The sequence below is a fragment of the Paenibacillus polysaccharolyticus genome (genome assembly GCF_900102085.1).
GTDB lineage: Bacteria > Bacillota > Bacilli > Paenibacillales > Paenibacillaceae > Paenibacillus > Paenibacillus polysaccharolyticus.
The window spans coordinates 26,686-50,072 of record NZ_FMVM01000004.1 but is presented as its reverse complement, the minus strand read 5'-3'; the positions used below and the strand labels follow the sequence as shown (position 1 = coordinate 50,072).

Below are 23,387 nucleotides of genomic sequence, written 5' to 3'. Positions count from 1 at the left end.
AGGCTAAACACTCTTCATTTCTTCACGTATTCTTATCTATCATTATTCCTGATACTGACCTTCATTTCTGTTTATTTTACGTGTTTCCATCTCGCCTGTACAATGACTCCGTAATGAGTCGTCCATCTACTCTATAAGAGCACTAAGCACGATGACAGAGTAACTATATTATACAGGGAGGTAACATCCATGAACGTATCCAAAACGATGAATGCAATCATCCATTCAGGTCATCGCGGCCTTGAAGGTCTTCAATATTCAACCTGTCCAACACCTGAAGCAGGCCCCGGACAAGTCGTTGTAGAGCTGAGCGCTGCTGGACTGAATCACCGGGATCTCTTCATTATGTCAGATCGTACGCCTCAAGACACTCCGCTTATTCCCGGATCGGACGGGGCAGGCATTGTGGTAGAAGTTGGCGAAGACGTGCAACATATCTCCATAGGCCAAGAAGTCATCATTCATCCGACGCTCGGCTGGGAGCATACCGCAGAAGTGCCTGTCGTTCCAGGTATAGTCGGCGGCCCTTCGCATGGAACACTAGCGCAAAATATTACACTGCCTGCCAGCAATGTGTTGCCCAAACCTGAACATCTCTCCTGGCTTGAAGCTGGTGTATTGTCTCTTTCTGCACTGACGGCGTATCGTGCGCTGTTCACTCGCGGGGGGCTGAAAGCAGGCGAACATCTTCTGATTCCCGGAATCGGAGGTGGTGTCGCAACGTATGCTCTTCTTATGGCTTTAGCTGCGGGAGCAAAGGTCACCGTAACATCTAGAAGTGAGGTTAAACGAGCTGAGGCATTACGTCTCGGGGCTCATCAAGCTTTGGACAGTCATGCGGATTGGAATGACACGATGAATTCTGATGAGCCTGTAGACATCATTCTGGACAGTATTGGACAAGTGATGTTCCCCAAATACGAAAGTGTCATCCGACCTGGCGGACGAATCGTCATGTTTGGCGCAAGTTCTGGCGATGACTTACATCTGCCGATTCGTTCGATCTTTTTTCCGCAGATCAGCTTGATCGGTACTTCTATGGGCAGCCGTGAGGAGTTTGTACAGATGCTGGATTGGGTAGATAAACATAAGATCCGCCCTGTAATAGACAGCATCTATCCACTGCAAAATACGGCACAGGCGTTTGAACGCATGGAAAAAGGCGAGCAGTTCGGCAATATCGCGATTACGATGCGCTAAACAACGACCTTTTTACCATGAACTTTCCCCTTATCAATGATAGACTAATGCTTAGACATGGTCATCAGATAGGGGGATTTGTCTTTGACTCGTTTTCTTAAACGTCATATGAAACGTGCTATCCTTGTGCTGATTGTAATCATGCTTGCTGCTCAGATCCCTGTGATGAAGGAATTGCTGGCTAGAGGAGCTACAACATTATACGCAGCTGTCAAGTATCCAGATCAAACGATCACATTTGAACACTTTGAATATGAGCCGCACTTCGGGGACTATATCATTTCCTATAAGACTCAAAAGTCAGATGCGCTACATCTCACATTAGCACCAAAAATGCTACCCATTTTCGTAAAATATGATCCATGGAGTGAGCCTATTTTAGACTAAACGGGCCTGCACCACCTCATGCATTTAATCCATTTCAATATTCAGGAGGTACTAGCAATGTCCAATCAAGAACATCTCGTCCTATTAGTTCGCAAAATTATGAACGCGGAAGGAACGGAGCAAGAATTGGATGATATGCTGACAGAAGTGCAGAAGGCTCTTCCTTATGCGGAGGTCAGTAATCTGATTTTCTGGGATGAACGTGAGTTAACTGCGGAGCAGATTGTAGAAGAAGCACTTCAAGCTCGCCCAGTACAGCTCCCGCCCCAATCTTGAACTTATTCAGGAGGTGAATGATATACATGTCTAATGAAGATAAAGAAATACATTATGCAATTGGAGCTCATCATTTCGATTCAGCGACTTCAGAAGAAAAACAGGAAGCGCTTCGTCAAATCATCGAATTACATGATGCAGAAATAACTCGGCAAGTCCTTGCTCTTGGTATGAATACACAGGAGGAAGATCTGGTGCGTATTGAAGCTTGGCGAGCCCTCGGTATGGCGGGAACTTCTCCACTTCTTACTGAAATTCTTGAAGCAGCGGGAAAACTGGTACGTAATCCGGAAGAAGACGAAGATGTTCAGATTTATGCTTTAATGGCGTTAGTCCTGCTCCCCGTTACCGAGGCTGAAATTGGGCTGGCTCTGGATGTCATTCAGTCGGATGCCTACATACTGGTGCGGAGTGCCGCTTTCGATATAGTAAAAGTAAACAAACACCGACCGCATGCTGTGCTGGTGCTGGAATCACTGCAAACGCATCCTGAGTTCGGTACTGCGGCAGTACGGGAACTTCAATCTATCCCGGGACGTGATCATTAATGAATTCGAACGATAAACAGCAGTCACCAGAACAAGCCGGTGAACATTTAACAGAGGAAACGACTCAGGCGGTACATCTTACTCAAGGCGAGATTCATGCCATTCAGAAGGCACTTCTTTTTCTCAAGTTCGAATGTGAAGAGACCTCCTCTTTGTTGTATGCAGGCAGTCCCTTAATAAATAGTGCTCTTAGCAAACTGAGAGAGGCAGACATTCACGGCGATTTTTCCAAACAGTTTCACTCTCGCCCTAGTCCCCATGCAGAAGGGTTTATGCGCGATAAGCTGGAGCGCTCTTATAGCGAAGAGCATGTTCCACATGAACGGACAGAAGCGCAGCTGAATGACATCTGGCAGAGTTGCATGTTCCCCTTTCCTGCAACCTCCTACAAACAAGATTCTGATCCTAAATAATTTAAAGTTCTCCCCCTGCGGAAGGGCACACCAGCCCACGGCTTTCTCGGGCGATCTAATAATGTATAGTTTAAATTCTTTCATTTCGGTCCACTATTGAAGCAAATTACAGGTATAATGTAGAAAAGTTAGGGCGTGTCTGAAAACGCTGAAGGAAGCAGATTTTGCTAATTTTTTGTTCCAAGCCAGGAAGTTTATCGTAGGCGTGCCGGGGCACGTCAAGGGAAAGTGACGCAGCAGGGGGCAAAAAGGCGGTAAAAGATGCACTTCAGCGGATTTCAAGACACGCCCCAGTTGATCCATTACATACAGGAGGGGAATTATGGAAACGGAAGGTTTACGGGGCGTCGAGCAGCTTGCTCTGAAGAAACACAAAATTTACAAGCAAAGTTTGTTGCGATATCTGTCACGCTCCATGCTGGCCAGCATGTTCATCGGCTTCGGGGTCATCGTGGCTTTTAAGACGGGCAATTTCTTCTATATGGAGAATTCCCCGTTCACATACCCTATGGCAGCCATTACGTTCGGTGCGGCAATTATTCTGATTGCCTATGGCGGCGGTGACTTGTTTACAGGCAATACGTTCTATTACACCTATGCGGCTTTACGCAAAAAACTGCGCTGGTTTGAAGTGGTTAAACTGTGGATTGCGAGCTACAGTGGAAACTTGATGGGCGCGGCGGTATTTGCCCTGTTGATTTATCTTACGGGACTATTCGATTCGGCACAGGTGAACGGTTTCCTACTCAGTGTAGTCGAGCACAAAATGGAAGCTCCAGCGATGCAGCTCTTTTTCCGCGGAATCCTCTGTAACTGGCTCGTGTGTCTGGCGTTCTTTGTGCCGATGTTCATGAAAGAGAATGGCGCCAAAATGTTTGCCATGATGCTTTTTGTATTTTGTTTCTTCATCTCGGGATATGAGCACAGCATTGCGAATATGTGTACGTTTGCGATTGCGCTTGTGTTAAACCACCCGGGCACGATCTCATTCGGTGGTGTGATTCACAACCTGGTGCCTGTGACGCTCGGTAATCTGGTAGGAGGCGTGTTGCTGATGGGCTTCATGTATTATGCGGTGAACAAACCTTTCCTGGACGATGAAGAGGCACATTAATTTTTTTGAAAAATAGCCCCCTTCCTTCCCGGTTCAATGACCACGGTTCACCAGTAAGGAAAACATAGAACCCCAGTAGCGTCTCCCATACAGGAGTCACCGCCGGGGTTTTTATCTTTACCTAGAGAAGCATCTTAAACTTTTCTCACTTAAGCCTGACAGATGATTTCTCCTAATCAAGCTCCTGTTCGTTTCATCTCCAGATGAAGCAACGGAAAAGGATTACCTGAACTGTCCAGTTCGGATCGTCCTGTCTGTACAAATCCCATCTTCGCGTAAAACCGGGCTGCATCCTCATTCTGCTCATTCACATCTACTCTAAGCTCAGTGCCCTTCATTTTCATCGTTTGATGAACCAGAAATCGCCCAACGCCTTGTCCCTGAAAATACTCGTCCACAAACAACATCTCAATAAAGCTATTGTCCAGACCGATGAAGCCAATCGGCTCTTGCTCGGTATCCAGCACTTCCCAGACCTCGACTTGTTTGAATTCCAAAGCTTCACCGACCATCTTTTTATAAAACAGAATGTGATGCTCCTCCAGAAATGTATGTGTTGCTCGAACAGCACGCTCCCAGATGGCTACTAACTTGGCGTGGTCCTGCTCCCGATAAGGTACCATTAACATGTCTTATGCACTCTCCTCTGCTGAAAACATAATGTAGCGCAGAATCCCATCCGTACTTACTCATGTACCATTCGTATGTACCTTGATTCCTGCGTATATCTTAACATATTCTGTCATCCTCAACATCTGCAAACAACAGCATTATATAGCCAATCCAATCCATAGATTACACCACTGCTTCTCTCATTAGAAAGTGGTATGACCAATAGACCGCCCCAAGTGAGGCGGTCTATTCTCATTCCGGTATATTAATGCTACACATATATTTTTATTGCTGAAGCTGTGCGAGAATCTGCGGATCTTTGATTTTCTTGTCCTCAGCCAGCAGTACGATTTTGGACAAAATCTCGGCGGTTCTTGGATCTTCATCCAGGAATGGCAGGAAGATTCTTCCCCGGTGCTGGCTATGCACAGGCACGATATACATTGCACCAGTGGCCTGCTTGAAGACATTACCGCTTCCCAAATGAACGGCATATTCACCCAGTTCACCTTCGATTCGTGCATAATTGCCGTCCAAACGCACATTATCCAGCTTGAGCAAACGCAAAGACTCATTCACAATGACATGTCGCATCTCTATGGTCGTAAGACTTGCCTCTGGGTCCACACCGCCAACATGTGCGATGCTAACCACGAGATCAATATCACGCATGACCTCTGAGAAGAACACCTGTGGTACATCCTTCAATGCTACAGGTTTATACGTGCGACGATCATAGAATTGAACGGTCTCCAGCGTAGGTGCCTCTGTATCTGCTGGAGAGAACCAGTCCGCCATCGCATAGAGATTAGCGATCAAGTTATGCTCATAACTCACCTTTTGCAATCCCTCTTCATAACTTACCGTCCATTGACGGCTTTTCAACAAACTTACCGTTTTATTCGGCTGAATCTGATATCCTGCGTAGCGACGAGAGACCGTACCTTGAGCAAGTTCATCTTCATTCGGCAGGTAAAGTTCGCGGAAAACCTGTTTAAACGGCTGACGCTCCTGACGAGTAAAGAGATCGCGCTGGAATTCACTCCACTTGCCGCTCTCATACAAATGTAGCGGATGTGCAATCAGCAACTGATCTTCTTCCTTCAAGGTATAGGCAACTCCCTCTGCGACCGGGGCTAGCAAACCACCGGATGCAAGATCAAATCTTCCAAGCTGTTCACCTGACTTGAAGATCAACGTCCTGAGTAGCGGATGAATGACCGGATTAAGCATCAGACTTGCAATCTCCTGACGTGTGAAGGCTGTGCCTGCGACCATGGAGCGCTCCAGTTCCTGTCTAGCCCGTCGATACTGATCGACCAGATCGGATTTTAGCTCCTTCAACTCTGCAATATATCCGTCCTTTTTGAGACGAGCCGGAACGGACTTCAGCACTTTGCCTTTACTAACAATGACGAGATCAGCCTGCCCCTCCTCATCAATGACGAGTTGAGCCGTCGTATCGTCATCCAGTGCATGCGGTTCGAAATACGATTTCACCTCATCCAGCTTACGCGCTTCCATATCCCACATGAGACGTGTTACATCAGCATAACCCGCGTTCCGCGCAAGGTTACCAAGCGCAATCTGTGAAGCTAATCCTTCACTCGCGCGCCGCTGCGCCCCGAACTGCTTGCTCTGCAACTGAAACTTCTGGATAAAGTCGTAACGCTCTCTTACATCCCGATCCCGTTCCTCTGCCAGCGGAATCAGACTATAGGTCAGTAAGTGATCCTTATTCCGCTTGTCTGCTACCGAATCATACATGTCCTTCAGACTGAGTTTGCCAAGCGCTGCATCTGCGAACAATTGTGATCTGCGATGGTTGGCTCCGCCCGAGATGTACTTCGCACAATCGTACAACAGGTTGAATCGCTCTTCTCCAACCTCAGCGTAAGCCTCTTCAAACCAGGCGATATCAAAGGCCCCATCATTAAAGTCCTGCGGCGTAATTGGGGAGTAATGCGCAACAATTGTTTCCTTCTCCGCACTGAATTGTTCATTGATGTGAGCATGGAAGTACCAAGCCGCACTACGAAGCCCTTTCCAGCCTAGATGTTTCGCCACAAGTTCCATCCATTGCGGTGCATACATGGCGGCCTCCAGCAGCTTTTTCTCCTTAACCGGATACTTCTGCAGCAATTCCGCCAGCAACTGTTCATCTTCCCCAGCCCTTGGATGACAGTGCTTAATCAGATAACTGAACATTTCTTTACGCGTTGTATTCCCTTCACCATAACTATAAATATACCCACGAACAAACGTATCCTGATCCATGGCAGTAACCAGATGCACCCAATGTTCCATGCCTTCAATGCGTTCCAGTTTCATAGCCAGATTACTCACTTCAGTAGATAGTTCCCCCCGGGTCAGTTCAATCTCCAGAATGCGATTGACCACCGTATCGCGCAGTTGAATCAGCTTTGGATCATCTTTGATCCGCTCTGTGCGAGCCGAGGTCATGTCACGGATGAACAGATAACGGAACGGTCCAACCATCAGTTGACGGTAAATCTCCTGATCATCAATCAGCTCTAATTGGTAGGCTCGCAGGAAATCGTCAAGTGACAGGAGAGACAACGGATGGTAAGGCTCTACCAGATGAGAGAATTGATAGGCTGTCTGGAAATATCGCTTAAAGCTCGCGTCGTCATACACGGCATTCCGGACAATATATTTCCACGGTTCAGTCAGAATCTGAAGCATTCCCATTTCCTTCTCCATATGCTCTGCAGGCATACTTAAAATAATGGAACCCCATGCCTTCTCTGCAATCTCGAAGATTTCAGCTGAATCACGATCCAGAAATGCAGCCGAGATCAATGCATGAACCTGATCTTTATATGGCAGTGTGCCCATCATCTCATGCAGCTTCACCATCTCATTCAATGGATAGGTCTGTTCAGCAAATGTTTTGCGCCAGCCCTCTAGTAATGGCATCTTTCTTAATTTGTCGTAATCATACTGCTCTCGATAAAAAGAGTAATGTTCATCCAATGTGCCGTTCAGCTTGCCTAACTGCAGTTCGACATATAGCTGTAACAGTTCAATACTGCTCAGACCGTTTTGCTCGAAATATTGCTTCCACACTTCATCCAGCGGAAACTGATCCAGTTGTTTCATTTTCGACCGATCGCCGTAAGGAACCTTGGAACGAAGGCTGGTCCCGACTAACAGGGTATCTTTGTAACCTGCATAGTACTCCACCACATATTCATGATCCCTGTGCTCATGAACCAGTTCATTTAATCCTTTCATGAAGGCACTGATCTTATCCAGTGATATATTAAATATATCCTTCGGTTTGTTGCCAGAAAGGTCACGTTCTTCATCGAGCAGCGGTTGCCGTTGATTCGGGTCAAATAGACCATAGCCATTGGAGGCCGTATAACGACTTCCTTCATCAAACAGTTTGTCGAGCAGCTTCTGTTCCTTGGCTGTAGGCTTCTCTAGTTTCTCTGCGAATGGCTTGAGCTGTTCCAGCTGCTCTGCACGTGCCGTATCCGTTTTAATCTCCGTTAACAGTTCAAGTGCACCCAGACGTTGCAGCTCATTCTTCGTTTTTAGTAATCGTTGAACTGAATCTTTCAACTTCTCAACAGGTTGCAACAACAGGGCTTGAATCACCTTTTGCCGGAGTGATCCCGTTTTGAGTTTTAACAGTACTTCCATCTGCTGTAGCTCATCTTCGGTTAGTACCAACTTTTTCACTTTTTGCAATGCACTCTCACGGTTACTCATGCTTTTGTCAGACAAAGTTTCAAACACAAACTGGCGCTGCACCTCGTTATCAGGCTCTTGCACAAAATGCGACAGTAGCTCTCCGCGCATTTCGGGGCTTAATCGATCCTTGAGAGCAATGATCTCAGCAATCCAGTCCGCATCCATATCATAAGCAGCCAAATACAACATTTTTTTGATGACGTCATCACTATCGATCTGATAGTGCACAAAATCCAGCACACCTGAAGGCCCGCCTGCACCGCCCTTAGGAATAAAATCCAGCATCTGTTTGAATTGATCAAAATCATGGCGGCGTGCCTGTTTATCTTCAAGAACATCCCAGCGAGGCACATAGACACTACGTTGGTGCTCTCCCTCTTCAAAGCTCCAATTATGCGAATACGCCGCCGTATAATTTTGCACAACCCAGTGCATCAGTTCTGGATGCTGCACATCCAGATGATTGCGCGCCATAGCAAGACGAAGCCCCAAATACTGACTGTTGGCCAGAACGTACTGGGCTACGATCTGCTGATACAACTCACCCTGATCCATAATCTCTACAATCTTATGCTGCAGATCATTTTCTTCAATGACCGCTGTTGCCCACAGGCTGATGTAGAGTTTATTGGCATTCTTCTCCTGTTGCCACGCCCCACGAACATCCTCATTCACCAGGGCCTCATAGGCCTGCTCAATTAATTGTGTCGCCACACGCTGGTTGGCCGCTTCAATCCCGATCCCTGTCCATACCCCCAAGGCTCTTACAACCGAACTAAACCGAATCAGATTGTTGTCCAGGATAATTTTCAATATGTAAATATACGCTTCAAGCGTACCCTCGTCCATTCGTTCCACTATGCTCTGGCGAAGCCCTTCCTGTAGTCTGGCTGCAATCAAGAGTTCACCCACCATGTGATAGGCTTCGGCCTGTTCACTCATAAAAATGCCTTTAATCATCTCGTTTGTCAGTAACGCAGCCTGATTATCCCCATAGATAATATCGTGCAGTGCCTGCTTGACTTCAAGGTTCGAATGATCCAGTTCATAGGCAATACAGTCCGGCAGTACCGAGCGGAATTCATGCTGGTTAGGCATGTTTGGCTCACGAACCGTCAGATACTCCATCAAATTAAATCCTCTGGCCTCCATCCGGAATAATCCGAGCAGCTTGCGCATCACATGAACGACATGTTGTCTTGGATCGGATGTCCGGAAAGGTCTGCGTTCATAGCTTGTACTATATGGGTAGAGCGTCGCACCTTCAGCAATATAACGGAATTTGGCAACAAACCCGTCAGAGGCCAAGTGCTCAAGCACCTCAAGGATCGGCTGGAATAATGGCTGTTGCTTCTCGATCGCAAGGTTGATAAGTTGTTTTTCTATATTAAAATAGTCCTCTTCATCTCCACGCAAGTAAGTTGATTCTGCCAACGTTATCACATATTTCGCTACGTCCAGCTTTGCCCCTGTAAGCGTAACTGCTTTCTCCTGTAATCCCTCAATATACGCCTGTACCTGATCTTCCTGATTCATCCTGTTCTCCTCCTTGTCATACTGCTTCTGCTCCCCTTACCACAGACGTCCGGCTAGCATCGTGAAGCGGATAAAGGTCACATGAGCTCCATCCTCTATGTTCAGTGGTTGATCCAAATCTTCCAATTCTTCATCATTCAGAAATACTTTGTACATTCCGTCTTCATAAGCAAGTATCGCGGCTTCCTTCGCCTCTCCAAGATCAGGAACGCCCTCGCCATGTATTGTGCCAAAACCCACTTTTCCCGTAGCACCCTGCGCTTCGATGTCTTGGGGCATCAGATAAGCAAGCATCCCCGCTGCGGCCTTCCTCTCCCGAAAAGCTTGCACCTGTTGTCCAACCATGTTCTCGATAAGCAATCGCAGTGTGCTTGTTGTTTCCGGAAGTTCAGCGGCTTGTTTCGCAAGAGCCGGTTTGCGTTTGCCCAGACTTTTCACTGTAATCCATACATTCAATGCATCATTCCTCCTTTCATGAGTTACATCAAAACCCACTCAAATAATCCATTTTATTACAAATATATAGATTCCTTATCCATCAACAGTTAATACCCTGTAGTGGCATCTTGCAAAACAGAACAAATACGTACATATGTACCCCTAATGAACATCATAACGAAATTACACACCTCTTTCATGGGCCAATATTCATGTTTCCATCGAACTAGCGAACTAGGGCGTGTCTTGAAACCCACTGAAGTGCATCTTTTCCCCCTTTTCGCCCCCTGCTACGCCACTTCCCCTTGACGTGCCCCGGCACGCGGTTACACATATAACGCAAAAAGCCGCTCCATCCCGCAAACTTCATGAGATGGGCAGCTATTTATTCTTGGAACAATCCATTGATTAAATGATTAGACCAGTCGTAACGGCTGAATTTTCACGGCAGCTGTCTTAAATCCAGGCATTCGGCAGAAGGGATCCAGATCAGGCCTCGTTGCCCGGTTCACATTTTGGATTCCGCCCCAGTGCATGGGCACAAACAGCGTATCCTCGCGGATGGATGCCTTGATTCGCGAACGGACAGTGAAGCTTCCGTAGGCCGACTGGACCTCTACCCACTCTCCGTCACGGATGCGATGGCGAGCTGCCGTTGACGGGTGAAGTTCCACAAAGTTCTCTAACTCACGAGCAGCAAGTGCTGGGCTTCTGCGTGTTTGCACACCTGTTAGATAATGAGCGAGAATACGCCCATTCGTTAGAATCAAGGGAAAAGCTTCCGAAACATCATCCCACCCTTGACTGGCTCCCGGAGTAAACATAGCTTTTCCGTCGACATGAGCAAATCGTTCATGAAACAACATTCCCTCGCCCTGCTCATCTAAAGAAGGACAAGGCCAGTACACTCCTTGTTCATTTCTCAGTCGTTCATAGGTGATTCCATAGTAATCCGCTACTCCGCCACGACTCGCAATTCGCAATTCATTAAAGATATCCTCAGCCTTCGCATATTGGAACAACGAACCTTTGCCCAGCTTCTCGGCAATGCGGCACAAAATGTCCCAATCGTCTAACGTTTCTCCAGGTGCAGACCTTCCTTGTTCGCGCAGGAGAACACGCCCTTCGAGATTGGTGAGTGTGCCTTCATTTTCCATATAAGCGGTTACGGGCAGTACAAGATCGGCCAATCTGGCCGTTTCAGACAGAAACATATCGGCTACGACGAGAAAATCAAGCTTTCGTAAACCTTCCTCTACCAAGCTTACATTCGGATTTGAAACGATCGGATTAGAACCCATCACAAGCAATGCGCGAATGTCCTGCTCATAGATACGTTCCATCATCTCATAAGCTGATACACCTTTGCCTGGCAAAAGAGTAGGGTCTACTCCCCAGACAGATGCTATATATGCACGGTCTTCCTCATTTTCAATAGAACGATATCCTGGTAGCTGATCTGCCTTCTGTCCGTGCTCCCGTCCCCCCTGTCCATTTCCTTGTCCGGTAATTGCGCCATATCCGCAACCTGTTCTGCCGATCTTTCCGGTTGCCAGCACCATATTCAGAAAATGCCGGACAGCCATGTGTCCATCCGTCTGTTGTTCCACCCCGCGTGCCGTCATAATCATGCCAGTATGTGCTTCGCCATAAGCCATTGCCGCCTGACGGATCAAGTCCAGTTCGACCCCACATGCTTTTGCGGCCTGCTCAAGATTGAGACTTTCCATCTCCTGCACAAGCTGTTCATATCCGGTCGTACGTTTCTGAACAAAGCTGGAATCAGCCAAGCCCGCATCCATAATTACCTTCAGCATCGCATCGGCCAGCAGTGCATCCTTACCCGGTTTCACTTGGAGGTGAAGATCAGCAATGGCTGCCGTTGCCGTCTTACGAGGATCAATCACAATAATAAACGTTCCATTTTCCTTCGCTTCATTAAAATACGGTAAGAGCGTTGGCTGACACTCAGCTACATTCGTTCCTGCCAGTATGATACATGCTGCTTTAGGGATGTCCGAAAGCGGAAACGTTAATCCACGATCCATTCCGAAAACTTTGCTACCGGCAGAAGCTGCTGCTGACATGCAGAAGCGGCCGTTATAGTCGATGTACTTGCTGCCGAGTGCTACGCGGGTAAATTTCCCAAGCAAATATGCGGTTTCATTGGTCAACGATCCTCCGCCGTATACGCCTACGGTATCCGAACCATACGTCGTTTGTAGCTGTTGCAACCGATCAGCAATCGTCTGCATTGCTTCATCCCATGAGCATGGCTCCAATTCTCCCTGACGGCGAATGAGCGGATACATCAAACGCTCGGAACTGAACACTTGCTGATGAGCATTCATTCCCTTCACGCACAGGCGGCCCTGCGAAGCCTTATTAGGAACGCCCTGAACCGTATACTCCGCCACTTTCTGACCCGCAACGGGAGCAGCAAGCTCTTCTACGGACATTTTGCATTGCACACTGCAATAAGGACATTGGGTCTCTTTTACATATAACCTCGACTTCGCTTGGTCTGTATTTACCACGTCCATCATCATGCTCTCCTGCCTTTCCGGGTTATTCATGTAAGCCTTCAAGCTTTCACCTGAGCAATGAGGTTTTCAAAAAGGGTCTTCGTTCCACGCTCAACATCCTTCTCGCGCTCCTGTGCGCGATTAAACGTAAGTTCTCGCTGGAATTGTGTATTCAAAAGCGTTTCCCGAATCGACATCACTCCCAGACGTTCCGTCCACATCCATAAAGGTTCATCAAACCAAGCCGTTTGTCGATACCATTGCAGACAGGCCGATGCGAGAATGAACGCTTGCTGCTCTGATTCCGTTGTCCCGAGCAAGGAGCCCTCCTTCACCGGATGCCCGGCATGACCTCCGACGTAAATTTCCCATCCAGCCGGAGAAGCCTGCAGGCCTACATCGGAAACCAGTACATTCACCGAGGATCGAGACCCCCAAGCAATAGCGATGTTCACTTCGGAAGGCATCGCTGCACTTTTCCAATCGGTACGAAGTCTCGTCTCCAGATCGCTTGCAGTAATACTAGAAGCTAATGATGGTACATGTCGCTCCGAATAGATGTGAACCATCTGATCATGTCCCAGCACAAGTTCCCCTTGTAAATCTTCCGCTTCCAGTCCGTAAGGGTCTGTCTTCAACTCTGTTTTCACATCAATTTCTGCGGAGGACTGCATTAATCCTGAAACACAAACATAATAGCGAATTGCAGGAAGGCATACCGGGCACCCGTGTTCCGAATGCCAGTTCAGCTCCTTCAACAGTGAATTGAACTGTGTGTTTTCCAATGGAAGGACTCCATATCCAACGTTCGAAATGTCAGCTGCTTTTGCATATGTCTCCAGGATCACGCTTACCCGATGCTTCAGCTCTGCGTGGCTCATCTCCGTACAGTGACATACAGGGAGCTCGGCAGGTTTTTCCTTCGTACCGCCTGATTCAGCACTTGTGCTGATACCTCCATCAACCTCCACACGTTTAGCGAGTTTCAGCAGAGCACTCACCATAGGTTTACAACCACCGCATGAACCTGAAGCTTTGGTTTGTTGCTTCACTTGTTCTTCCGTTTCCAGCCCTTGCTCCTGAATGGCTTTTAAGATCGCCGCTTTGGTTACATTGTTGCAAGCGCAGACCGTTTCCTGGCTTGGAAGAGCAGCTGCTGCTGTTACTGCAGGATCTGGCGTATCTTCCTTGGAGGCAAGCTCAGCCACATCGGCTCCACGTTGTACCAGCCCAAGGAGGGCCGTGCCCTCAACCGTGTTACCAAACAAAATGGCACCTCTAACCTTGCCAGCTTGCATCAGCACTTTTTTGTACGTGCCCTGAACACCATCCAAATGCTGAATGGCCGTCTGCAACCCTTCGTCACTGATGTCTCCTGCCGAGAAAACATCTACCCCCGAGACTTTCAGCTGTGAATACGGAACAGAACCTGCATAGCCCGGCACCTCCTGTCCGCACAATGTGCGCGCCAGCACCTTTCCCTGCTCATACAGCGGTGCTACCAGACCATAACTGATCCCCCGATGCTCTGCACATTCTCCCACGGCATATATATCAGGTACGCTGGTACGCATATGATCGTCAACCACAACAGCACGATGTGTAGCAATGCCGCTTCTCCTGGCCAGATCCACATTCGGGCGAATCCCGACAGCAACAATGACCAGTTGTGCCTCCAGTTTGGATCCATCTGTGAAAAGCAGACCCTGCGCTTGTGAACGTCCGGTAACTTTTTGCGTATTTTTATTCAAAAGAAAGGACATGCCCTGATCTTCAAGCTCACGTTGAAGCATCGCTGCAGCTTCGTAATCCAGTTGTCGATTCATAATATACGGTGCATTATGGACCACCACCGCTTCCATCCCTAGATACAACAGCCCCCTTGCAGCCTCCAGCCCAAGCAATCCACCACCGATGACAGCCGCTTTGCGGTATTCTTTGGAGTAATCTGACATGCGAGTACAGTCATCAATGGACCGAAAAGACATTACACGCTCCTTATCAATGCCCGGAATTGGCGGAATAAACGGAGAGGACCCTGTCGCGAGGATCAATATGTCGTAGGTTTCCTTTTTGCCAGCTTCCGTCTCAATGAACTTCGTACGGGTGTCAATCCGATGAACAGTCTCACCTGTGCACAGCCGGATATTACGGTCCGCATACCAGGTCCAGTCATTGATGATAATGTCCTGTATGGAATGCTCACCTTGGAGCACTTTGGATAACATAATTCGATTGTAATTAGGGCGAGGTTCCGTCCCGTAGATGACAATCTCATACCGATCCGGCTCCAGGTTAATAATCTCTTCTACACATTTCACTCCAGCCATACCATTGCCGATAACCACCAGTTTCTTTCTACTCATGGGCCGCCCCCTATCCCTTTCACATCTGCAAACTAAACCGAATTGCCTCTCTCTGATTTAAAACGCAAAGACCCCTTTTTCGATTTAAAACAGAACAACCCCTTCCCTGATTTAAAACAGAACAACCCCTTTTCCATTAAGGGAAAAGGGGCACCATTGCCTCCCAGCTCTACACGCCATTGTGTAGATTCTTATTAAATTCAGATTAATTGAATTTAAAATATATGTCAACTAAATTGACATGAAATAATGAAAATTGGATCATGTAATAAATATTTTAAAATTTAATGTTATTTTTGTTGACATTACCTTTTTCCCTTTTTATAATTTGAATCAAAATCACAGCGATGTGATCATCTCAGAAGCGGGAGCACAAAGAAGTGTACCGCCTGTCGGCAACGGGGCCGCAAATCGTTCTAATTCAGGACGGCTTGCGGCCTTTTTCTGCCCGAACAAAAAAATAGAGACATAACAAAGAACCTACTTGGATGAGGAGCGATGAGGAATGGTAGAGAGCAAAAGTTTTTGGAAAAGCGGGCATAAGCCTACACTGTTCGGAGCGTTTATGTATTTTGACATCAGTTTTATGATCTGGGGTATGCTCGGTCCGCTCGCTGTTATTATTGCCATGGATTATCCGATGACCCCGTTGGAAAAAGCAAATCTGGTCGCCCTGCCCATTCTCGGGGGTTCCATCCTGCGGCTGGTGCTTGGCTTCATGTCCGACTATATTGGTCCCAAATTAACCGCTCAGATCGGTATGTTATTCACCCTCGTTCCATTGTTACTGGGCTGGTTATGGGTGGATTCGCTCAGCCAACTATATGTCGTAGCTCTTTTACTCGGCGTAGCGGGCGCCTCATTTGCAGCCGCGCTGCCGCTTGCAGGACAGTGGTATCCTAAAGAACATCAAGGTCTTGCCATGGGGATCGCCGGAGCAGGTAATAGCGGAACGGTTCTTGCTACCTTGTTTGCCAATCGTCTGGCCACTCATTTTGGTAGCTGGGAAGTTGTTTTCGGACTCGCGATCATCCCGATTGTTATCGTCTTTATCCTCTTTTCCATCTTCGCCAAAAACAGTCCGAATCGTCCAGAGCCTAAGAAGTTATCCCAGTACGGAACTTTGCTTAAACAAAAAGATGCCTGGGTCTTCTGTGCCTTCTATTGTGTCACCTTTGGCGGTTTCGTTGGACTGTGTAATTATCTGACTATTTTCTTTAATACCCAATATGGACTTTCTGCCGTTCATGCCGCTGACATTACGACGTTCTGTGTCATTGCAGGCAGCTTCTTCCGGCCTGTTGGTGGTTTTCTGGCGGATAAAATTGGCGGAACCCGGATGCTTACCTTCTTGTACTCCGGCGCCTGCATCATGCTTCTGGGTGTATCCTTCCTACCGCCGCTTCCGGTAGTCATCGTCATGTTGTTCCTCGGCATGATGTGCCTTGGGGCCGGGAATGGTTCTGTATTCCAGCTGGTTCCACAACGTTTTGGCAACGAGATTGGTCTGATGACAGGCATCGTAGGGGCTGCTGGAGGTTTGGGAGGTTACGCGTTGCCACTCATTCTGGGTCAACTGTACAGCTCTTATCAATCTTACACGCCAGGATTTGTTATTCTCAGTCTCATCGCTGCCGCTTCCATGTGCCTTGTTCTCTTCATGCAATCCCGCTGGCGGGTAAGCTGGCTGAGCAGAAGTGGCAAAGGCATTGCGGATTCAACTTCTCTGACGTCTTGATCCCCAGCCTACACATGAAAACAGCGCAGCCATATTGGCAGCGCTGTTTGTTTTATTCCTATCAATTATTCAATCCATTTTGCTCATGCTGAATACTTCTGAAGAATAATAACCGCATTATGTCCGCCGAAGCCAAAAGAATTGGACATCCCTGTCTGCAGGACTGCTTCTCTCGCGACATTCGGGACATAATCCAGATCACATTCAGGATCTCTCTGCTCCTGGTTAATGGTTGGCGGTATGATGCCTTGCCGCAGCGTTTGAACGAGAGATATCGCTTCAGCTCCCCCTGCAGCACCAAGCATATGCCCCGTCATGGACTTGTTCGCTGTTACGGGGATATGATAGGCCAATTCACCAAAAAGCTGTTTAATCGCTCTCGTTTCAGACAGATCACCCGCCTCTGTGCTGGTCGCATGAGCATTGATCACATCAATATCTCGAGGCTCCAGCTTTGCATCCCGCAACGCTGCCCGCATGGCAAGATAGGCTCCTCTACCTTCAGGATGAGTGGCGACCATGTGGTACGCGTCGGAAGTAGCCCCATAACCGATAACTTCAGCGAGAATATTTGCTCCCCTTGCCAGTGCATGAGACAGAGCTTCCACAACCAGAATCCCTGCCCCCTCTGCCATAACAAACCCATCTCTGCCTGCATCAAAAGGTCGGCTTGCCGCTGTACAAGCTTCATTTCTGGTAGATAACGCTGTCGCATTGCCGAAGCTCGCGAGCGATATTTCTGTGACTGCCGCTTCTGTACCTCCTGCAAAAATAACATCTGCTCCTCCGTGGCGAATCAGCCGGTAGGCTTCACCAATGGCTGTGTTTCCAATCGAACAGGCCGTTACCGGGGAGAGCGTTGGCCCCCAGCAGCCAAACCTCATACTGACTGTGGCTGCCGCCATATTGGATATCATCATCGGGACAAGCGTTGGACTGACCCGCGTTGCTCCTCGTCCTGACAAGACACTGCCCTGATCCATCAAGGTCTGAATCCCGCCTATACCTGAACCAATATATACACCTGTCCGCTCCCGGTCCAGCGATTCCAGCACTAGACCTGAATCCGATAACGCCTGGTCTGCTGCTGCAACAGCAAATTGTACAAACCGATCCATGCGTCTGGCTTCTTTGCGTCCAAATCTGGCTTCACCATCAAAATCATGAATCAATCCGCCCATTCTTGTTTTATACAATCCGCTGTCCAGATGTTCAATCGGAGAAATTCCCGATCTGCCTTCCTTCAAAGCGCCCCAGAATGTATCTACATCATTGCCGAGTGGAGAGATCACACCCATTCCTGTAATCACAACACGTTCCATACTCATCCCGATTTGTCCTCCTTGTAGCGTTCTTCATTCAGTTTCCTGATGCTTATGCATTCATAGTGCCATTTCTGTATATCCTATTACAAGTTGTCATTTATCATAGTATAATGACTACCATGATAAACAGATTGAAGGTGATCCATTGAGTGATATTATTCGATTACAGGCGTTATCCACTTTTCTGAAAACACAGCGTTCGAAACTCTCTCCAGAATCCGTTGGCTTGCCTGCCGGAGGCCGGCGAAGAACACCTGGTTTAAGAAGAGAAGAAGTCGCCCAATTGGCCAACGTCAGCACGACCTGGTATACCTGGCTGGAACAAGGACGAAGCATTCAGGTTTCACATGCTGTACTGGACAGCATTTCTTCTGCTCTCAGACTCACTGCAGATGAACGTAAATACTTGTTTTCTCTAGCTACGGAGCATTATTCGGATCTGCCCGTGCCGGAACCAGACACGCTTCAGCTTCACCCGTCATTGCAGAAAATCTTGCAGGAATTGCGCTATTGTCCTACCATTATCTCTGATCGGCGCTGTTTCATCGTCGGCTGGAATGAGGCTGCCGCACAAGTTTTTATGAACTTTGAACAGATCCCCTTAGAGCAGCGGAATATGATTAGTCTGGTATTTGATCGAAAAGAGTTGCGCAGGCTTGCAGTGAACTGGGAGGACTTCGTCAGCGGATTTTTATCTATTTTTCGTGGCTATTATGGTCGTTATGTCGACGATGAATGGTATAATTTATTTTTGAATGATATGATGAATCGCCACCCTGATTTTCAAGCATTATGGAAACAAAGCAGCGTAAGCAGTGCTCCTGACGTATGGATTGAATTCAGACATTCGAGAGCAGGAAAAATGTTGTTTGATCTGACCTCACTACAAATTCAAGGTAATTCTGATTTGCGATGCAGCATTTATACACCCGCACCAGAAACGGCAACAGAGCGTAAACTCATGCAACTGCTTGATCGAAGTAATGAATCCTGAATTGCTTACTTGCCAGGGAGAGCGACATCCATTACCTAACATACCTATATAACGTGGATTTAGAAAGGAACACCATGACTAAAGTGCTTATTATAGAGGACGACAACATGCTGGGCGACACTTTATCCCTGTATTTACAAGGTGAAGGCTACGAAGTAGATCGTGTGGACACCATCGGGTGTGCACTTTTGCAGCTTGAAACCAGACCAGATATCATTTTAATAGACCTGATGTTACCTGATTCAGGTGGGAAAAATCCATGCGCAATCATGCGTGAACATACCTCCCTTCCGATGATTGTCATTTCTTCGTTAACCGAGGTGTCTGAACGTATTCGCTCCTTAACCGACGGCGCAGATGATTTTGTCTGTAAACCGTTCAGCATGCAGGAACTGAAGGCTCGCATCGAGGCCGTTTTACGCCGCTATGCTTTATTGGAAAACTCTGTAGTGACCGAAACCGAAAATGGGTTAAGCCTCGATGTTGCACGCAGAACCATTTTGCTAAACAATCGCAGAGTCGAAACCACATTTTCCGAATTTGAGATCATGAAGCTGTTTGTGCTTAATCCTGGCAAAGTGTTCAGTCGGTACGCTTTAATCGAGGCCATTCGCGGAATAGATGCGTATATTAATGATCGGACCATTGATGTACATATTACGAAACTTCGCAAAAAAATTGAAGATAACCCGAAAAACCCCCAATATATTCAAACCATATGGGGGGTCGGGTATAAATTCACACCTTAGCATGACCTCTGCTAGTCATATTTACCATGGTAGTGACTCTGAAATATGATCAATTTCTTGCTGCACTTGTTCCAGGATGGAGGTCAATTCCCCTTCGAAGGATGGAACCGACAGAAGGGATTCCAGATGCAGAACGGCCTGCAGCAGTTTCGCAGCATGCAGGTGGGCTGCAACACCTTTGAGAGAATGTGTACTCCGTACAACTTCATTCATTTGCTTTTGCTCAAGATAATTCTGAATTTTTTGCTCAAATCCGCTATATTCTAGAGCAAACTTATTCAACGCGTACTGCAAAATGTGCGGTTTGTTATCCATCTGTTTCAGGGCTTTATCCGTATCAATCCCCCTGATGTCATGCAAGCCCTTCAGATCAATCCAGGCCGTCAATACATCTTGGAGCTGTTGTTCACCAATCGGTTTCGTCAGAACGGCATTCATACCCGCCTCTATATATTCCTTATGATCTTTCTTCATGCTATTTGCCGTAAGTGCAATAACGGGTAATTGATCGTACTGCCTCATCTGACGAATGTGTTTAACAGCTTCTAATCCATCCATTCGCGGCATGAACAAATCCATCAAAATCAGCTTCCACGGCTGAACATGCAGCTCGCTCAGTACCTCTTCTCCATCCTTCACCACTCTCACTTCAAAGCCCATCTGCTGAAGCAGCGCCCGAATGGCGATCTGATTGATCTCATGATCCTCTGCCACTAGAATGGCTCCTTGATTTATTCGTTCTGAGGACTCATCCTGATTTGTAATTTGGTTCAAATTCTGCACTTCTCCATCCTGCAATGTCAACAAAGTTTCAAACAGCCCGACACGGGTAATCGGCTTAAACAAGACTGCCTTCGGATTAATAAAATTCTGCTTAGCTACAAGAGCATCCTCACTAATACCGCGCGTATATCCAAACACCTGAATCCGTGTACCCCGGAGCCTATTCAGTAAATACTCCCAGTCCGGTTCATCATGTACATGTTTCATATCCATATCGAGCATGATCAGGAGTGAAAACGATTCATCCCTTTCGTAATCATAGTTATCATTGACAAGCACTTCATGAAAAGAAGAATAGATTTTAGGTCTAAGACCAAATGAGCGCAACATCTGTTCCAGATTTTCTGCAACTCTTCTGTCACTTTCCACAATCATCACATCATTCACTGCATATAACAATGGATAGGTTGGCAGGAAAGAACGATCCTCTACTTCTGTCAGTTCATACACCAGCTCAAATGTAAACATGCTATATTCACCAAGTACACTTTCCACTTGCAGACTGCCGCCTAATGAAGTGATCAGGAGATAACAAATGACCAAGCCCAAGCCAGAGCCTCCATACTTTCGATAGGTCGATGGTTCGGCCTGACTGAAAGGTACAAATAAACGTTCCATCTGTTCAGGGGAGATACCAATCCCGGTATCCTCTACCTCGAATCGAACTTCAACATGTTGATCCTCAAGTGTGAGCACTTCTGCATGAAATATGACATACCCTTCGTCCGTAAATTTAATGGCGTTATTAAGCAGATTAATAAGAACCTGTTCCAAACGGAACGGATCACCAATGACCGTTAAAGGCAGCTCGGGATCGGTATGAAAAATGATCTCAATATCCTTGTTACCGATAGCTGTACTGATCTGATCCGCCACTCGTTTAAATACATCCTCCAGAGAAAAGGGAACATTCTCCACATTAAACATTCCTGCTTCAATTCTCGAAAAATCTAGAATATCATTGACCAACGCAAGTAACGATTGTGAGGATACGGTGATCTTGCCTAGATAGTCCTGTTGCTGAGGCGTAAGAGGTGTTCGTTGCAACAAGGAACTGAAGCTGGTAATACTGTTCAGCGGCGTCCGCAACTCATGGCTCATCAAGGCCAAAAACTCACTCTTCGCCTGACTGGCTTTATCCGCTTTCACCCGTCGATACTGGTCGGTCATATCTTGAAAGACAGCCTTAATTTGCTCACTTGAACCGGATGACTTGATCGGATAAAGATGAACGCGAACATGCAATTCATCACTTTCACCGATCCGGAAGGTCAACTCCGCCTCATGATTGGTTTTAGACGAGATAACTTCTCGTAAAACGGTAGTCCAGCAATCTGATTTCTCCATCACAAGCAAGTCTGCAAGCGCACGACCAATGACCTGTTGCCGATCCGCCTGAAGGACATCCAGAAATTTATGGTTAACGGAAACGATGTTGCCTCTATTGTCCAATCCTGCAACCCAATTAGAGGACACTCGCTCCAGCAAACGATAGCGCTCCTCACTTTCCTGAATCCTTCGCCTGACAGCACGATGTTCTGTAATATCAAGTCCATACCCGATAACATACTTCACTACCTTGCCTTCCAGAAAAGGCCCGAGCTTAACCAGAGCATAGTATCCTTTGTGCTCAATCTCGAAAAAAAAGTGTTCGCCTCTCCAGGCGCGGTTGAATTGTGTTTTCAAAAATTGAATTTTCTCCTGAGGTAGTGCATTAATAGTCCCGAGCTGGAAGCTTTGCTCCAGACTTCGCATATCCATACCTAGATGAGACAACATTTCCCCTTCGAGCAAAAGAAATTCAAACTTCCCGTTCAGCTTGCGCAGTTTAAATGTAAACCCTGGCTGTCTGCGTAGCATCTCCAGCATTTCCTGCTCTTTTTGTACCACCAACTGTCTGTATTGATGATTCTGGTTCAGGAAATAAATGAACAATACAACCAGCAGCATACATACAATTTGAGACAGTAAAGTAATCCCATGACTATAGGGTGTCGCCGGATATGTCAAAACCATCGTGAACTGGTAAACCGAAATGAACAGGAGCGATCCGGAGAACCACCGGAGATTAAATTGGTGTATATACTTAAAATTCAGGGATGCGAATAGAACAAATAAAAGTTCGTACAATGCATAATCAAAATTTTCAATGGACGGCCAAAAACCAGCATTAATTCTAAACATCCACAATCCTGCAAAGGTAATAAACGCTGTTCCGCCTCCCCCATAATAGGCAGCAAGAAGATATACGATGGATCTAAAGTTTAACATCGAGCCGTCATCCAATATAATGGAGAAGTAGTATAACGCAGTACCTAACATGCTCATCGCTATCCCAATGATCAAGCGAGAGGTAAATGATGGCTTATTCCGATTACTCGATTGATTCAGATAGTGATGGATAAGGAAGACGAAAATTAAAATTAATGTAAAATTTAAAACGAGATCGCGTAGCAAAGTTCACCATCCAAGTTACGACTTTAGCGTTGTTTAACATACGAAAAAACAGGCCAGATTGGCCGATTGTATCTCCGCATTAATCAAATCATATTACGCGTCTCCCCCTTATTCAATTGCGGATATTAGCTTATTTCTCCCCAATTCCTCCTCCTTTCTTCTAACATTTACCCTTCGATACGCATTCCAGAAACTCCCACAAA

Annotated in this window: 16 protein-coding genes; 9 read left to right on the top strand and 7 right to left on the bottom strand. The window is 46.9% G+C overall.

Annotated features, from left to right (window positions below; all coding sequences use genetic code 11):
* Nucleotides 1-207 precede the first annotated feature (207 nt).
* From BLQ13_RS06775 to BLQ13_RS06750, 6 genes are all read left to right on the top strand, one after another.
* On the top strand, nucleotides 208-1,200 hold the full coding sequence (locus tag BLQ13_RS06775) for a quinone oxidoreductase family protein (protein WP_090917889.1): 993 nt from the start codon (nucleotides 208-210) through the stop codon (nucleotides 1,198-1,200).
* A gap of 84 nt (nucleotides 1,201-1,284) precedes the next feature.
* On the top strand, nucleotides 1,285-1,587 hold the full coding sequence (locus BLQ13_RS06770) for a hypothetical protein (RefSeq protein ID WP_090917420.1): 303 nt from the start codon (nucleotides 1,285-1,287) through the stop codon (nucleotides 1,585-1,587).
* A 57-nt stretch (nucleotides 1,588-1,644) separates the two neighbouring features.
* Nucleotides 1,645-1,863: a bacteriocin immunity protein gene (locus BLQ13_RS06765; protein WP_090917418.1), complete on the top strand. Its 219-nt coding sequence runs from the start codon at nucleotides 1,645-1,647 to the stop codon at nucleotides 1,861-1,863.
* 26 nt (nucleotides 1,864-1,889) lie between these two features.
* Nucleotides 1,890-2,411, top strand: a complete 522-nt coding sequence (locus tag BLQ13_RS06760) for a hypothetical protein (protein WP_090917416.1) — start codon at nucleotides 1,890-1,892, stop codon at nucleotides 2,409-2,411.
* The gene (locus tag BLQ13_RS06755; protein WP_090917414.1) at nucleotides 2,411-2,824 is read left to right on the top strand and encodes a hypothetical protein; all 414 of its coding nucleotides are present in this window, start codon (nucleotides 2,411-2,413) and stop codon (nucleotides 2,822-2,824) included. The genes BLQ13_RS06760 and BLQ13_RS06755 overlap by 1 nt, the downstream gene beginning before the upstream one ends.
* A 322-nt stretch (nucleotides 2,825-3,146) precedes the next feature.
* On the top strand, nucleotides 3,147-3,938 hold the full coding sequence (locus BLQ13_RS06750; RefSeq protein WP_090917411.1) for a formate/nitrite transporter family protein: 792 nt from the start codon (nucleotides 3,147-3,149) through the stop codon (nucleotides 3,936-3,938).
* Nucleotides 3,939-4,114: 176 nt separating this feature from the next.
* On the opposite strand, the gene BLQ13_RS06745 is transcribed toward BLQ13_RS06750, so the two are convergent.
* The 5 genes from BLQ13_RS06745 to BLQ13_RS06725 form a co-directional block, all read right to left on the bottom strand.
* On the bottom strand, nucleotides 4,115-4,567 hold the full coding sequence (locus BLQ13_RS06745; RefSeq protein WP_090917408.1) for a GNAT family N-acetyltransferase: 453 nt from the start codon (nucleotides 4,565-4,567) through the stop codon (nucleotides 4,115-4,117).
* Between the two features lie 268 nt (nucleotides 4,568-4,835).
* Nucleotides 4,836-9,809 carry a DUF4132 domain-containing protein gene (locus BLQ13_RS06740; protein WP_090917406.1) on the bottom strand — a complete coding sequence of 1,658 codons (4,974 nt, stop codon included), beginning with the start codon at nucleotides 9,807-9,809 and terminating at the stop codon, nucleotides 4,836-4,838.
* A 36-nt stretch (nucleotides 9,810-9,845) separates the two neighbouring features.
* Complete coding sequence (locus tag BLQ13_RS06735; protein ID WP_090917404.1) at nucleotides 9,846-10,265, bottom strand: hypothetical protein; 420 nt, start codon at nucleotides 10,263-10,265, stop codon at nucleotides 9,846-9,848.
* Nucleotides 10,266-10,663: 398 nt separating this feature from the next.
* Nucleotides 10,664-12,796, bottom strand: a complete 2,133-nt coding sequence (gene nasC, locus BLQ13_RS06730) for an assimilatory nitrate reductase catalytic subunit NasC (protein WP_420848918.1) — start codon at nucleotides 12,794-12,796, stop codon at nucleotides 10,664-10,666.
* A gap of 35 nt (nucleotides 12,797-12,831) precedes the next feature.
* The gene (locus BLQ13_RS06725) at nucleotides 12,832-15,138 is read right to left on the bottom strand and encodes an FAD-dependent oxidoreductase (RefSeq protein ID WP_090917401.1); all 2,307 of its coding nucleotides are present in this window, start codon (nucleotides 15,136-15,138) and stop codon (nucleotides 12,832-12,834) included.
* 505 nt (nucleotides 15,139-15,643) lie between these two features.
* Between BLQ13_RS06725 and BLQ13_RS06720 the strand changes: the two genes are divergently transcribed.
* On the top strand, nucleotides 15,644-16,876 hold the full coding sequence (locus BLQ13_RS06720; protein WP_090917399.1) for a nitrate/nitrite transporter: 1,233 nt from the start codon (nucleotides 15,644-15,646) through the stop codon (nucleotides 16,874-16,876).
* 83 nt (nucleotides 16,877-16,959) lie between these two features.
* On the opposite strand, the gene fabF is transcribed toward BLQ13_RS06720, so the two are convergent.
* Entirely contained in the window at nucleotides 16,960-18,198 is a 1,239-nt protein-coding gene (gene fabF / locus BLQ13_RS06715; protein ID WP_090917887.1) for a beta-ketoacyl-ACP synthase II, read from the bottom strand.
* A gap of 148 nt (nucleotides 18,199-18,346) precedes the next feature.
* On the opposite strand from fabF, the gene BLQ13_RS06710 reads away from it, so the two are divergent.
* On the top strand, nucleotides 18,347-19,195 hold the full coding sequence (locus BLQ13_RS06710) for a helix-turn-helix transcriptional regulator (RefSeq protein ID WP_090917397.1): 849 nt from the start codon (nucleotides 18,347-18,349) through the stop codon (nucleotides 19,193-19,195).
* Nucleotides 19,196-19,269: 74 nt separating this feature from the next.
* Nucleotides 19,270-19,944, top strand: coding sequence for a response regulator transcription factor (locus tag BLQ13_RS06705; protein ID WP_090917395.1), 675 nt, complete (start codon nucleotides 19,270-19,272; stop codon nucleotides 19,942-19,944).
* A 21-nt stretch (nucleotides 19,945-19,965) separates the two neighbouring features.
* Here the strand turns inward: BLQ13_RS06705 and BLQ13_RS06700 are convergent, their stop codons facing one another.
* The gene (locus tag BLQ13_RS06700) at nucleotides 19,966-23,184 is read right to left on the bottom strand and encodes a response regulator (protein WP_090917393.1); all 3,219 of its coding nucleotides are present in this window, start codon (nucleotides 23,182-23,184) and stop codon (nucleotides 19,966-19,968) included.
* Nucleotides 23,185-23,387: the final 203 nt, after the last annotated feature.

What these genes read in the sequence shown, in the direction of transcription:
- BLQ13_RS06720 (WP_090917399.1), top strand. Translation starts at nt 15,644, where the DNA reads ATGGTAGAGAGCAAAAGTTTTTGGAAAAGCGGGCATAAGCCTACACTG.
- fabF (WP_090917887.1), bottom strand. Translation starts at nt 18,198, where the DNA reads ATGGAACGTGTTGTGATTACAGGAATGGGTGTGATCTCTCCACTCGGC.
- BLQ13_RS06750 (WP_090917411.1), top strand. Translation starts at nt 3,147, where the DNA reads ATGGAAACGGAAGGTTTACGGGGCGTCGAGCAGCTTGCTCTGAAGAAA.
- BLQ13_RS06705 (WP_090917395.1), top strand. Translation starts at nt 19,270, where the DNA reads ATGACTAAAGTGCTTATTATAGAGGACGACAACATGCTGGGCGACACT.
- BLQ13_RS06740 (WP_090917406.1), bottom strand. Translation starts at nt 9,809, where the DNA reads ATGAATCAGGAAGATCAGGTACAGGCGTATATTGAGGGATTACAGGAG.
- BLQ13_RS06755 (WP_090917414.1), top strand. Translation starts at nt 2,411, where the DNA reads ATGAATTCGAACGATAAACAGCAGTCACCAGAACAAGCCGGTGAACAT.
- BLQ13_RS06725 (WP_090917401.1), bottom strand. Translation starts at nt 15,138, where the DNA reads ATGAGTAGAAAGAAACTGGTGGTTATCGGCAATGGTATGGCTGGAGTG.
- BLQ13_RS06745 (WP_090917408.1), bottom strand. Translation starts at nt 4,567, where the DNA reads ATGTTAATGGTACCTTATCGGGAGCAGGACCACGCCAAGTTAGTAGCC.
- nasC (WP_420848918.1), bottom strand. Translation starts at nt 12,796, where the DNA reads ATGATGATGGACGTGGTAAATACAGACCAAGCGAAGTCGAGGTTATAT.
- BLQ13_RS06760 (WP_090917416.1), top strand. Translation starts at nt 1,890, where the DNA reads ATGTCTAATGAAGATAAAGAAATACATTATGCAATTGGAGCTCATCAT.
- BLQ13_RS06775 (WP_090917889.1), top strand. Translation starts at nt 208, where the DNA reads ATGAATGCAATCATCCATTCAGGTCATCGCGGCCTTGAAGGTCTTCAA.
- BLQ13_RS06765 (WP_090917418.1), top strand. Translation starts at nt 1,645, where the DNA reads ATGTCCAATCAAGAACATCTCGTCCTATTAGTTCGCAAAATTATGAAC.